This window comes from Streptomyces sp. NPDC006512 (assembly GCF_040611935.1).
Taxonomy (GTDB): domain Bacteria; phylum Actinomycetota; class Actinomycetes; order Streptomycetales; family Streptomycetaceae; genus Streptomyces.
The window spans coordinates 60,973-73,822 of sequence record NZ_JBEXPG010000006.1 but is presented as its reverse complement, the minus strand read 5'-3'; the positions used below and the strand labels follow the sequence as shown (position 1 = coordinate 73,822).

Here is a 12,850-nt window from a genome sequence, read left to right as displayed (position 1 = left end):
CGCCGCCCCGCAGCGATCACGCTGCGGGGCGGCGGTGCGTCCGGACGCCGTCGGCGCGGGTCAGGAGTCCTCGAACCGGGCGGCGATCCGGTCGCCGACGCCCTTGTCGACGTTGCGCCAGTACCGCAGGGCCCGCTCCAGGACGGGGCCGCTGACGCCGTCCGCCAAGTGCCCGGCGACGTTCGACACCAGCCGCTCCCGGGCCGCGTCGTCCAGCACCTCCCGGACCATCGTGCCCGGCTGGCCCCAGTCGTCGTCCTCCGCGCGCAGGGTGTACGCCTCCCGCACCATCTCGCCCGCCGTCGCCCAGCCGGCCGGCTCCCCGAAGCGGGCGGTGTCCGCCGCGGGGCCGCCGTAGGAGTTGGGCGCGTACGGGCGGGCCGCCGCCGAGGCCTCGAAGCGCATCGCGCCGTCCTTCGCGTACGAGGACACCTGCGACCGGGCCCGGTTCGGCGGCAGCTGGGCGTAGTTCGCGCCGATCCGGTACCGGTGCGTGTCCGGGTACGAGAACAGCCGGCCCAGCAGCATCTTGTCCGGCGACGGGCCGATGCCCGGCACCAGGTTCGAGGGCTCGAACGCGGCCTGCTCTATGTGGACGAAGTAGTCGTCCGGGTTCTTGTCCAGGGTCATCCGCCCGACCTCGATCAGCGGATAGTCCGCGTGCGGCCACACCTTGGTCAGGTCGAACGGGTTGAAGCGGTAGTCCGGCGCGTCCTCGAAGGGCATGACCTGCACCTTCAGGGTCCAGCTGGGCGGTTCGCCGCCCGCGATCGCCTCGGACAGGTCCCGCCGGTGGAAGTCGGGGTCCTCGCCCGCGATCCGGTCGGCGTCCGCCTGCGTCAGGAACTCGATGCCCTGGTCCGTCGTGAAGTGGTACTTCACCCAGAACTTCTGGCCGCCGCCGTTGACCCACAGGTAGGTGTGCGAGCCGTAACCGTTCATGTGCCGGTAGGACTTCGGGATCCCGCGGTCGCCCATCAGCCACGTCACCATGTGCGCGGACTCCGGGGACAGGGTCCAGAAGTCCCACTGCATGTCGTGGTCGCGCAGCCCGTTGTCGGGCCGGCGCTTCTGCGAGCGGATGAAGTCCTGGAACTTGCTCGGGTCACGGACGAAGAAGACCGGCGTGTTGTTGCCGACCAGGTCGTAGTTGCCGAACTCCGTGTAGAACTTCAGGGCGAACCCGCGCGGGTCCCGCCAGGTATCGGGGGAGCCCTGCTCCCCGGCGACGGTGGAGAACCGGGCCAGCACCGGGGTCCGCCGCCCCGGCTGGAACAGGTCGGCCCGGGTGAACTGGCTGACGTCGTTGGTCACCTGGAAGACGCCGTACGCGCCCGACCCCTTGGCGTGCACCACCCGTTCGGGGACCCGTTCGCGATTGAACTGGGCCATCTTCTCGATCAGGTAGTGGTCCTGGAGCAGGACCGGACCGTCCGGGCCGACGGTGAGCGAGTGCTCGTCGCTCTCCACCGGGATCCCGGCGTTGTTGGTCGTGTACGGGACCCTCTGCGCGTCCTGGGTCACGAGCGGCCTCCCCTGGGGGTCGGTGGGATCGGGCAGCCCCCCGGCTCACGCCGGAAGGCACCCTCCCGCGCCTACCCAGTCAACGCCGGTCATGCGCACCCGGCAACGGGAGCTCGAACCAGACCACCTTTCCGCTGCTCAGGCGGGTGGCGCCCCAGCGCCGGGCCAGCCGGTTGACGAGGAACAGGCCGCGCCCGCCCTCGTCGGTGTCCCGGGCCCGCCGCTGGCGCGGCAGCTGCGGAGAATCGTCCCCGACCTCGCAGCGCAACACGTCCGTGCGCAGCAGGCGCAGCGTCACGGGCCGCTCGGCGTACCGGACGGCGTTCGTGACCACCTCGCTCACCAGCAGCTCCAGGGAGTCGCTGAGGTCCTCCAGACCCCACCGGGTCAGCGCGCGCCGGGCGAACCGGCGCGCCCGGCCCGGAGCGGTCTCCTCCGGGTCCAGGAACCAGTACGCGACGTCGCTGGGCGCGATCCCGTCGAAGCGGGCCGCCAGCAGGGCGATGTCGTCGTCCCGGTCACCGGGGCCGAGCATGTCCAGGACGTCGTCGCAGAGGGCCTCCAGCGGCGGCGGGTGGTCCAGCCCGGTCAGCTGGGCGGTGGTCGCCAGGCGTTCGCGGAGCTGCTCGATGCCGGTCCACACGTCCCTCAGCCGGGACTCCACCAGCCCGTCCGTGTACAGCAGCAGGGTGGCCCCGGCCGGGGCGTCCAGCTCCACGGCCTCGAAGTCCACGCCGCCTACGCCGATCGGGGCACCGGGCGGCACCCGCAGCACCTCGGCGCGGCCGCCCAGGTGCAGCAGCACCGGCGGCGGGTGACCGGCGTTGGCGATGGTGATGCGGTGCGAGACCGGGTCGTAGACCGCGTACAGGCAGGTGGCCATCCGGTCCGAGCCCAGCCGCTGGGCCTGTTCGTCCAGGTGGTGCAGGACCTCCGCGGGCGGCAGGTCCAGCTGCGCCAGGGTCTGCGCGGTCGTACGGAGCTGGCCCATGATCGCGGCGGAGGTCATGGAGTGGCCCATGACGTCGCCCACGACCAGCGCCACCCGGCTGCCGGGCAGCGGTATGGCGTCGTACCAGTCCCCGCCGACCCGGGCCGTCTCGGCGGCCGGGAGGTAGCGGGAGGCGAGCCGGACCCCGGTGGGCTGGGGCAGGCTGTCGGGCAGCATCGTGCGCTGGAGCTCGTCGGCGATGTACGCCTCGCGGCCGTAGAGGACGGCCTTGTCGATGCCGAGCGCGGTGTGGGTGGCCAGCTGCGCGGCGACCAGCAGGTCGTTCTGCTCGAAGGCGTCCCGGTCCGGGGTGCGCAGGAAGACCGCCGCGCCGATCACCCGGCGGCGGCCCCGCAGGGGGGCCAGGATGGCCCGCTGACCGCGCGGCACGGGGTGTTCGGACCCCAGCAGCTCCGGCAGCGCGTCCTTGGCGCCGGCGGCGGACCCGAAGACGGGGCGTACGCCGCGCAGCACCTCGGCGAGGGCCCCGCCGGGGCGGATCTCGCACAACTCGGCGGCCGGCAGGTCACCCTGCGGGCCGACCAGCGGGAGCTGGCTGAAGTCGAGCTCCCCGGCGGCTCCCGGGGCCCCCGCGCTCTCGCTCGCCCCGCTGTCGGTGAGATCGTCGATCGGCCGCAGCCGGTCGGTGCGCCGGAGCCTTAAAACGACCGGTCCGACGGGCCGCTCGTCGCCGACCGGGAGCGGGTCGCGCAGGTAGACGAGGATCGCGTCCGAGAACGTCGGCACGGTGGCCCGGCACAGGCCGAGCACGATCTCGTCGAGGTCGATGCCGCGCGCGATGCGGCGCGTCGCGGCGCCGACGAACCGCAGCCGGTCGCCCTCCCGGCGCGCCACGCCCGCCTCCGGCCCGGAGCCCGGTACCGGCGTACCGCCGCCGTGCCGTCCGGCGCCGACGGGCAGGGCGGTACCCGGCTCCCGGGGGGCCTCGGGAGCGCCCGGGGGCAGCAGGGGGGCCGTCCCGAGGGGAGCGCGGGGGCCGGGCGGCCCGCCGTGCCCCGGGACGGTGTCGGCCGGGTCGCGCCGGCCCGCGTTGCGGGCGGCCTCGCCGTCGCGGGTCCGCGCACCGCCGCCCGGACCCGGACCCGGGTCCGCCGCGCCGTGGCCGGCCGCGCGGGAGGCCCCGTCGGGCTGCCCGGAGCCGCCCGGGCCGGCCGCGGCGGTGCCGCGCGGCCGGGGGAGCTCGGCGCCGCCCTGGCCGGAGACCGGAACCTGCGCATGCGTGCGTACGGCCTCGGCGGCCGCGATCGGGGCCTTGCCGTGGCCTGCCTCGTCCGAACCTCCGCCGGAGGCACCGGCGGGCTGCGGGCCCTCCTGGGAGGTGGGATACTCCGTCACGCGTGGAATTCCGTCCGTTTGCGCTGGATGTGCGCTGCACTCAACTCGGTCAGTCGCGGTATACCCGCTCAGCGGCGGGGACACCTTCGCCCCCTGGTTCCGCGTCCCGCTCGTTACCTCTCGTTCTGCGTTGACCTCCGGTCAAGTCCCGGTCGCCGCAGGTCATTTGCGGTTGCGGGACCTGATGGCGGCCGCGCGCGCGACCGGCGGAGGACGATCCTACGTTTCAACCCCGGGGGCGCATCAAGGGTCTCATGAGGTCATATGCGCCGGGGTGCGGTCCCAGTCCTCGGGAAGAGGGGGGACGCCCCAGGCCGGATCGGGCCGCCATTCGGGCCAGCCGCCGGAGAACGGAGCCCCCCACGCCCGGATCACCTCCACCGCGGCGTGCCCCGCCTCCCGCACCCGCCGTGCCTGCTCCGGGTCCATCAGGCCGATCCGCTGCGCCTGCGCGAACTCGTCCTCGTCCAGCCACTTCCAGCTGCGGTCCGGGTAGACGGCGATGTCGAGGAAGTGGTCCTCGGAGTCGACCCCGCCGGCCCACCGGGCGCGGGGTTCCTCCAGGTTCACGTACCAGTTCTTGAACTGCCAGTCGTGGTCCCAGAACAGCCACACCGACCACGGTTCCCCGGGCCGGGCCAGCTTCAGCACGCCACCGCCGAACCAGCGCGACCGTACGGTGGTCCGCGGTGCGGTGTAGCGGGTGGCGAGCGGCTCCGCGTGCACGGAGGTGCCGTCCGCGAGGACCGGCTTGACGCATTCGGTGCCGGGCGCCATCCACACGGCCAGCAGCTCGTCGGTGTCCTGCACGACGGTCACCGGGCGGCAGATGTGGACCGGGCCCTTCAGGCCCGGGGCGTGGTCGCGGTAGCGCCAGAGGATCTGCTCTCCGGGCGTCCAGTGCGTGCCCCGCGTCCCGTCGCGCGCCTCGCCTCGCGCCGGGCCGCCCCCGGGCCTGAAGGTACCTGTCATGCGCAGATCTTAGGGCTGGCGCCCGTACGGTTGCTGCGGTGCAGGTCACGGAGGTGCCCGGGGACGGTAAACGACCGGATTCGGCCCCTGTCCGGGAACCGGTCAGGGCCGGGTCATCCGCAGGACGTCGAGCGCCTCGTCGAGTTGTCCGAGGGTGAGGTCGCCGCGCTCGACGTAGCCGGACTCCAGCACGACCTCGCGGATGGTCTTCCGTTCCGCGAGCGCCTTCTTGGCGACCTTGGCGGCCTCCTCGTAGCCGATCCAGCGGTTCAGCGGGGTCACCACGGAGGGCGAGGATTCGGCGTACTCCCTGGCACGCTCGGAGTTGGCGGTGATCCCGTCCACCGTGCGGTCGGCCAGGAGGCGGCTTCCGTTTCCGAGCAGGCGGATCGATTCGAGCAGGTTCCGGGCCATCACCGGGAGCATCACGTTGAGCTCGAAGTTGCCGGCGGCGCCCGCCACGGCGACCGTCGCGTCGTTCCCCATCACCTGGGCGGCGATCATCAGGACGGCCTCGGGGACGACCGGATTGACCTTTCCGGGCATGATCGAGGACCCCGGTTGCAGATCCGGGAGATTGATTTCGGCCAATCCCGTGCGCGGCCCGGAGGCCATCCAGCGCAGATCGTTGGAAATCTTGGTGAGTGATACGGCGACCGTCCGCAGCATTCCGGAGGTTTCCACGAGCGCGTCCCGCGCGCCCTGCGCCTCGAAGTGGTTGCGGGCCTCGGTCAGCGGCAGCCCCGTGGCCGCGGCCACTTCCGCGATCACGGCGGCGGAGAAACCGGGCGGGGTGTTGATCCCGGTGCCGACGGCCGTGCCGCCCAGCGGCAGTTCGGCCAGCCGGGGCAGCGCCGACCGCAGTCGCTCGATGCCGTAGCGGACCTGGATGGCGTACCCGCCGAACTCCTGGCCCAGGGTGACCGGAGTGGCGTCCATCAGGTGCGTGCGCCCGGCCTTGACCACGGTGGCGAACTCGGCCTCCTTGCGCTCCAGCGCCTCCGCGAGGTGCTCCAGCGCCGGGATCAGCTCGCCGGTGACGGCGGCGGTGGCGGCGATGTGGATGGAGGACGGGAAGACGTCGTTGGAGCTCTGCGAGGCGTTGACGTGGTCGTTGGGGTGCACCTCGCGGCCCAGCCGCTCCGTGGCGAGGGTGGCGATCACCTCGTTCGCGTTCATGTTGGACGAGGTCCCGGAGCCCGTCTGGAAGACGTCGACGGGGAAATGGGCGTCCCAACGGCCGTCCGCGACCTCCACGGCGGCGGACCGGACGGCCTCCGCGAGCTCCGCGTCCACCACGCCCAGGCGGGCGTTCACCACGGCGGCGGCGGCCTTGATCCGGGCCAGGGCGGCGATGTGGGCGCGCTCCAGGCGCTGGCCCGAGAGCGGGAAGTTCTCCACCGCGCGCTGGGTCTGCGCGCGCCACTTGGCGTGGGCGGGTACCCGTACGTCACCCATCGAGTCGTGTTCGATCCGGAACGCTTCGGGCTGCTGATCTTCGGTCATGTTCGTGACCTCCTCAAAAAGTTGAGCAATTGTCTTGTTCGAAGTGTTCCCAACTCCCCTACCCACCAGTAAATACCGTGGGTAACACCGACTTCGGGGAGGCGTTCATGGCACGTGCGCGTACGAAATCCAGGCTCAGATCTACCGTCGTCTCGGTCGCGGCGATCGCGGCCGCCCTCGGGGGCGTCACCGCCGTCACCCCCATGGCCCAGGCGGCCCCGGCCGCCGGATCCTCCGTCACCCCCCTGCCGCCGGAGCTGGAGGCGATCCGGGCGGCCGAGGCCACCCGGATCTACGGCGACCCGGCGATCCGCCCGCCCGCCCAGCGCAAGACCGGTCTCATCTCGCTCGGCGACAGCGAGATCTCCGGCGAGGGCGTCGGCAACTACGACCCCGCGACGAACACGCCGTCCAACCAGTGCCACCGCTCGCCCGACGCGGCGATCCACCGCACCGGCATCCAGGCCGACCTGACCTTCAACGTGGCCTGCTCCGGCGGCTACACGGGCAACATCAGGATCGGCGGCAGCAAGCAGTACGCGGACGAGCTGGTCCAGAGCGACAGCCTGGCCATCAAAGCACGCAACACGAAGATCAAGATGGTGTTGCTGGTCGCCGGTGCCAACGACGACCTCCAGTTCGGCCCCGTCATGACCGACTGCGTGACCCGCTGGGTGCTCAGCCAGGGCACCTGCGAACCCAAGTACGCCCCCGGCTGGCAGGCCCGCGTCGACGGCCTCAAGCCCAAGGTGGAGTCCACCGTCGCGGACCTGAAGACCGTCATGCGCGACGCGGGCTACGCCGACTCCGACTACAAGCTCGTCGTCATGGGCTACCCCAGCCCCATCGGCCCCGACTTCAACGACAACCCGAACTTCCCCGGCAAGCTCCCCGGCGGCTGCGCCGGCTACGACTCCGACGCCACCTGGGGCCGCAACCACGCCGTGCCCACCTTCGAGAAGGGCATGCGCGCGGCCGCCCGCGACGCGGGCGCGCTCTACCTGGACAACTCGCGCCTCTTCCACGGCCACGAGGTGTGCATGGAGGACACCTGGGCCCGCGGGCTCTACCTGGACCTCGGCGACCACTTCCCGTGGGACGAGAACACCGCCCGGCAGTCCTTCCACCCCAACTACCGCGGCCACGGCGCCTTCGCGTCCTGCCTCACCCAGTTCTACGCCTCCGGCCTGCGCGAGGCCTCCTGCGCCGACCCGGCGAGCACCGGGACCCCCGTCCTCCAGGCCGGGGCCTGGGACGACCTGTACGCACCCCTGAAGAGCGAGGCGACGGGCAACTGCCTCGACGCCTTCGGCGGCTCCAGCGCCAACGGCACCAAGGTGGTGGGCTGGGACTGCCACGGCGGCCGCAACCAGGGCTGGTGGTACGACACCGTCCGCAAGTCGGTCCGCGTCGAGCTGACCCACGACCGCTGCCTGGACGTCCCCGGCGCCTCCTACGGCAACGGCACCGGCCTGGTCCTGTGGAACTGCCACGGCGGCGCCAACCAGCAGTTCGTCCGGGACGGCGCCACCCTGCGCCCCTCCGCCGCCCCGGGCATGTGCCTGACGGTGGCCGCCGCGCACGAGCAGCTGCGCCTGCAGTCCTGCAACGGCTCCGCGAACCAGCGCTTCGCGTAACCGCCCTCCGCCCGCCCCTCCGCCCGCCCCGGGGCCCCTGCGGCCCCCCGACCCCCCACGCCCGGCCGGCGCACCCCGGCCGGGTGTCACACGTCGCGCAGCAGTTTCCGTACGTCGCGGGGCCGGTTGGTGATGATCGCGTCCACGCCGAGCCGGACGCACAGCTCCACGTCCTCGGGCTCGTCCACGGTCCACACCCGCACCGCCAGCCCCTTCGCCTTCAGCCGCCCCACCAGCCCCGGATCCCGGCGTACGAGCTCGATCCCCGGGCCCGCGTGGGTGGCGTACGGGGGCCGGGCCGGCCTGAGCCGGCGTTCCATCAGGTAGACGGCGGGCAGCCCGGGCGCCAGCCGGTGCATCCGGGTCAGCGCGTTCCGCGAGAAGCTCATCACCTCGACGCGCCCCGACGCCCCGTCCGCCAGCCCGTACTCCCGCAGCAGCCGGACCAGTTCGGCCTCCAGCCGGCCGCCCGCCCGCGACGGGTGCTTCGTCTCGACGGCCAGCCCGACGGGCCGGTCCGCGGCCAGCGCCTCGCGCAGCAGGTCCTCGAAGAGCAGTACCCGCGCGCCCGCGTGCCCGTCCCCCTTCCACGCCCCGAAGTCGAGGGCGGACAGCTCCTCGTAGGTCAGGGCGGAGACGACCCCGCGCCCGTCCGAGGTCCGCTCGACCCGCCGGTCGTGCACGCACACGAGCCGCCGGTCGGCACTCAGCCGGACGTCGCACTCCAGCGCGTCGGCCCCGTCGGCGATGGCCTGCCGGTAGGCGGCGAGCGTGTGCTCGGGGTGCTCGTGGGAGGCGCCCCGGTGGGCGATGACCCGCACGGTGCGGGCGGGGGAGAGGGAAGAGGTGGACTGCCGGTTCATGCGTCAGACGTTAACCGGACGGGGTGGACGGGCGGCCACCGCGTGACGCTCGGGGGCTGAACGCGTCGTGACCTCGCGCCGCGTCCCCTGCGGCCCCCGCCGCGGCTACGGCTACGGCTTCGGGAGCGGGGGGAGCGGGGGGAGGGGGGCCGGAGTGACCTTGAAACCGCCCTTCGTCACCGTCGTGAAGGGGGCGGGGGCCATGCAGGTGCCCACCGTGGCCTGGGCGGCCCCGCCGTCCGGCTCCTGCCTCGGGGGGTCGATGTTCGCGACGCCCCAGGAGAAGCCCACGCGGTCCGGCGCGCCGTGCTCGCCGTCCTGGACGCTGATCCCGATCCGCTTGCCCACCCAGCCGGTGTTCGACTTGGTGACCACGGCGGTGACCGTAGCCGTCCTGCCGCCCGTGACCAGGCAGTCCACCTCGGCCTCGGACGTGCCGGTGACGTCGTGCTCGGGGGAGTGGTGGTACACGGTCACCTTGCCCCGGGCGTCCGTCGGCATGCCCCGGTTCGGTTCGGTGTCCGGGAACGGCTTGCTGAACGGGACCGCGTCGGCGTCGACGGTGAAGCGGATGTCGTCGCCCGGGGAGTACGCATACAGGACCGTGGCCCCGCCGTGCACGGCCGCGAGCTTCGGCCCCGCCGGGGCGGCGGGGGCGGGGCCCGCCCCGATCAGGGTGGCGAGCAGGGCGGCCGCCCCGGCGGCGGCGAGGGCGCGCGTACGGTTCTTCATCGTGGAACTCCCGGTCGGAGAGGGCTGTTCGGGCAGGGCACCAGCCTCGCCGGGAGTCAGCCCGTGATCCATCTGCCGATCGGCGGACATGCGCGGGGGCCCCTCTGCCGATCGGCAGAGGGGCCCCCGGGAACGCGCGCTACAGGCCCGGGCCGCGGACCGGGATGTGGGTGAACGTCGGCTCCGGGGCCGGGTTCTGGAAGAAGTCGTTGCCCTTGTCGTCCACGACGATGAACGCCGGGAAGTCCTCGACCTCGATCTTCCAGACCGCCTCCATGCCGAGCTCCTCGTACTCCAGGACCTCGACCTTCTTGATGCAGTCCTGCGCCAGGCGCGCCGCCGGGCCGCCGATCGAGCCGAGGTAGAAGCCGCCGTGCGTGCCGCAGGCGTCCGTCACCTGCTGCGAGCGGTTGCCCTTGGCCAGCATGACCTTGGAGCCGCCCGCCGCCTGGAACTGCTCGACGTAGGAGTCCATGCGGCCGGCCGTCGTCGGGCCGAAGGAGCCGGAGGCGTAGCCCTCGGGGGTCTTCGCGGGGCCCGCGTAGTAGACGGGGTGGTCCTTCAGGTACTGCGGCATCGGCGCGCCCGAGTCCAGCAGCTCCTTGATCTTGGCGTGCGCGATGTCGCGCGCCACGACCAGGGGTCCGGTCAGGCTCAGCCGGGTCTTGACCGGGTGCTTGGTCAGGGTCGCCAGGATGTCGTCCATCGGCTGGTTCAGGTCGATGGAGACCACGTCCGCGGACTCGTTCAGCTGCTCGTCGGTGGTCTCCGGCAGGAAGCGCGCCGGGTCCGTCTCCAGCTGCTCCAGGAAGACGCCCTCGGCGGTGATCTTCGCGGTGGCCTGGCGGTCGGCCGAGCAGGACACGGCGATGGCGACGGGCAGCGAGGCGCCGTGGCGCGGCAGGCGCACGACCCGCACGTCGTGGCAGAAGTACTTGCCGCCGAACTGGGCGCCGATGCCGATCTTCTGGGTCAGCTCGAAGACCTGCTGCTCCAGGGCCTCGTCGCGGAAGCCGTGGCCCAGCGGGGAGCCCTCGCGCGGCAGCTCGTCCAGGTAGTGGGCGGAGGCGTACTTCGCGGTCTTGAGGGCGTGCTCGGCGGAGGTGCCGCCGACCACGATCGCCAGGTGGTACGGCGGGCAGGCCGCGGTGCCGAGCGAGCGGATCTTCTCTTCCAGGAACTTCATCATGGAGGCCTCGTTGAGGACCGCCTTGGTCTCCTGGTAGAGGAAGGACTTGTTGGCCGAGCCGCCGCCCTTGGCCATGAAGAGGAACTTGTACGCGCCGCCGTCGGTCGCGTACAGCTCGATCTGCGCGGGCAGGTTCGAGCCGGTGTTCTTCTCCTCCCACATGGTGATCGGGGCCATCTGCGAGTAGCGCAGGTTGAGGCGGGTGTACGCGTCGAAGATGCCGCGGGAGAGGGCCGCCTCGTCGCCGCCTTCGGTGAGCACGTTCTGGCCGCGCTTGCCCATGACGATCGCCGTGCCCGTGTCCTGGCACATCGGCAGGACGCCGGCCGCCGCGATGTTCGCGTTCTTCAGCAGGTCGAGCGCGACGAACTTGTCGTTCGAGGAGGCCTCGGGGTCGTCGATGATGCGGCGCAGCTGCGCGAGGTGCGCGGGGCGCAGGAAGTGCTGGATGTCGTGGATGGCCTCTTCGGCGAGCTTGCGCAGCGCCTCCGGCTCGACCTTGAGGAACGTACGGCCGTCCGCCTCGAAGGTGGACACGCCCTCGGCGGTCACCAGCCGGTACGGGGTGGTGTCCTCGCCCAGGGGCAGCAGGTCGGTGTACGCGAACTCCGGCATTGGGGGCATTCCTCACTCGGCAGACAGCGCTGGCGACCAATTGGCAGCGCGGTTGTCCAGCGTAGGACCTCCCGGCCGTGCGATGTTTGTGAGGTAAGGCTCACTCAGTCGTATCGCGATCTATCGTGTCTCGCTATGCTGACCCCGTGGACCTGGAAAAGCACCCCGCCGCCCCCGCCGCTCCCGCGGCCGCCGCCCCCGCCGAGCTGCGTGCCTCCGACGCCGACCGGGACCGGATCGCGCAGATCCTCTCCGACGCCCTCGCCGAGGGCCGGCTGACCCCCGAGGAGCACTCCGAGCGCCTGGACTCCCTCTACGCCCTCAAGACGGTCGGCGAGCTGGACGTCCTCGTACGGGACCTCCCGGCGGCCCCCGGCGCCGCCGCCGGCCCGGCCGCCGTGAGCGCCGCGCCCGGCGCGTACACGGAGACCGTCGTCGCCGTGTGCAGCAGCTCGGCCCGCAAGGGCCGCTGGCGCCCCGGAGCCCGCACCCGGGCGGTCTCGGTCATGGGCGACATCAACATCGACCTGACCGAAGCCGTCTTCGAGCAGCAGGTCACCGAGATCAACGTGACCTCCGTACTCGGCAACGTCGAGATCATCGTCCCGGAGAACGTCACCCTGCGCGGCTACGGCAGCGGGGTCCTCGGCAACTTCGAGGTGCGCGGACAGGGCCGCGGCGCCACCGACCCGCAGGCGCCGGTCGTGATCGTCCGCGGCTTCGCGCTGCTCGGCAACATCGAGGCCCACCCCAAGCTCGGGGCCCGCCTGGTCGACCTGGCGCTCAAGCTCCGCAAACGCCTGGAGGGCTGAACGCCGGGTGGACGGGCAGGGTCGACGGGCGGGGCCGACGGGCAGGGCCGACGGGCGGGGCCGACGGGCGGGGCGGAACGGCACGCACACGGCCCCGGTGCCTGCGTCGTATTTCGGTCGAACCTGGCGCCCCCGGCGCCAGGCGGCGCATAGGGGCACGCGCAGCGGGTAGGGACTGGTGCATCGTCTCTCGCTCGCGTATACGTCGTCAGGAGTAGACCGTGCCGCATCCGCCGCATCAGTCCCTGCAGGCAGCCGTCGTCCAGAGCCTTCCGACGCGGACGGCCGCCGTGCCGAAGCCACGGGTGCCGGCCAGGGAAGAGGACGGCCCCTGGCACGCGGAGGCGGTGTGCCGCAGGGACGAGGCGGGACTCTTCTTCGCCCCCTCCAAGGAGCCCACCGCGGCCCGGCTCGCCCGCGAGGAGGCCGCCAAGCGGGTCTGCGCGCGCTGCCCCGTCATGGTCGCCTGCCGGGAACACGCCCTGCTCCAGCCCGAGCCCTACGGGGTCTGGGGCGGTCTCACCGCCGCCGAGCGGCGCGTGGTGCTGGGCCGCCGCAGGCGCCGCGCCGCCGAACTCCTGCCCGGTGCGCCCGGGCCGATCGCCGCGGCGGGCTGAGCCCGGCCCGCCGCGCCACCGGCCCCGCCGGGCGCG

The 12,850-nt window shown here is 72.8% G+C and carries 10 protein-coding genes; 3 read left to right on the top strand and 7 right to left on the bottom strand.

The features are described from left to right. Nucleotides 1-60: 60 nt before the first annotated feature. The 4 genes from ABZZ17_RS06295 to ABZZ17_RS06280 form a co-directional block, all read right to left on the bottom strand. The gene (locus ABZZ17_RS06295; RefSeq protein WP_356872586.1) at nucleotides 61-1,524 is read right to left on the bottom strand and encodes a catalase; all 1,464 of its coding nucleotides are present in this window, start codon (nucleotides 1,522-1,524) and stop codon (nucleotides 61-63) included. A 79-nt stretch (nucleotides 1,525-1,603) separates the two neighbouring features. Beyond that, on the bottom strand, nucleotides 1,604-3,871 hold the full coding sequence (locus ABZZ17_RS06290) for a SpoIIE family protein phosphatase (RefSeq protein WP_356872585.1): 2,268 nt from the start codon (nucleotides 3,869-3,871) through the stop codon (nucleotides 1,604-1,606). A 252-nt stretch (nucleotides 3,872-4,123) separates the two neighbouring features. Next, complete coding sequence (locus tag ABZZ17_RS06285) at nucleotides 4,124-4,843, bottom strand: DUF402 domain-containing protein (RefSeq protein ID WP_356872583.1); 720 nt, start codon at nucleotides 4,841-4,843, stop codon at nucleotides 4,124-4,126. A 102-nt stretch (nucleotides 4,844-4,945) separates the two neighbouring features. Further along, nucleotides 4,946-6,349, bottom strand: coding sequence for a class II fumarate hydratase (locus ABZZ17_RS06280; RefSeq protein ID WP_356872581.1), 1,404 nt, complete (start codon nucleotides 6,347-6,349; stop codon nucleotides 4,946-4,948). A 107-nt stretch (nucleotides 6,350-6,456) separates the two neighbouring features. Here ABZZ17_RS06280 and ABZZ17_RS06275 point away from each other — a divergent pair, with 107 nt between their 5' ends. After that, entirely contained in the window at nucleotides 6,457-7,986 is a 1,530-nt protein-coding gene (locus ABZZ17_RS06275; RefSeq protein WP_356872579.1) for a ricin-type beta-trefoil lectin domain protein, read from the top strand. A gap of 86 nt (nucleotides 7,987-8,072) precedes the next feature. Here ABZZ17_RS06275 and ABZZ17_RS06270 read toward each other — a convergent pair whose 3' ends face one another. The 3 genes from ABZZ17_RS06270 to ABZZ17_RS06260 all read right to left on the bottom strand — a co-directional run bounded on the left by ABZZ17_RS06270 (nucleotide 8,073) and on the right by ABZZ17_RS06260 (nucleotide 11,385). Beyond that, a complete protein-coding gene (locus ABZZ17_RS06270; protein ID WP_356872577.1) occupies nucleotides 8,073-8,849 on the bottom strand; it encodes a glycerophosphodiester phosphodiesterase in 777 nt (258 codons plus the stop codon). 111 nt (nucleotides 8,850-8,960) lie between these two features. After that, on the bottom strand, nucleotides 8,961-9,581 hold the full coding sequence (locus ABZZ17_RS06265; protein WP_356872575.1) for a hypothetical protein: 621 nt from the start codon (nucleotides 9,579-9,581) through the stop codon (nucleotides 8,961-8,963). A 139-nt stretch (nucleotides 9,582-9,720) separates the two neighbouring features. Continuing rightward, the gene (locus ABZZ17_RS06260; protein ID WP_356872573.1) at nucleotides 9,721-11,385 is read right to left on the bottom strand and encodes a fumarate hydratase; all 1,665 of its coding nucleotides are present in this window, start codon (nucleotides 11,383-11,385) and stop codon (nucleotides 9,721-9,723) included. 146 nt (nucleotides 11,386-11,531) lie between these two features. Between ABZZ17_RS06260 and ABZZ17_RS06255 the strand changes: the two genes are divergently transcribed. Both ABZZ17_RS06255 and ABZZ17_RS06250 read left to right on the top strand, forming a co-directional pair. Beyond that, nucleotides 11,532-12,197, top strand: coding sequence for a DUF1707 domain-containing protein (locus tag ABZZ17_RS06255; protein WP_356872571.1), 666 nt, complete (start codon nucleotides 11,532-11,534; stop codon nucleotides 12,195-12,197). Between the two features lie 245 nt (nucleotides 12,198-12,442). Then, nucleotides 12,443-12,814, top strand: a complete 372-nt coding sequence (locus ABZZ17_RS06250) for a WhiB family transcriptional regulator (protein ID WP_356872862.1) — start codon at nucleotides 12,443-12,445, stop codon at nucleotides 12,812-12,814. The last annotated feature ends 36 nt before the right edge of the window (nucleotides 12,815-12,850 follow it).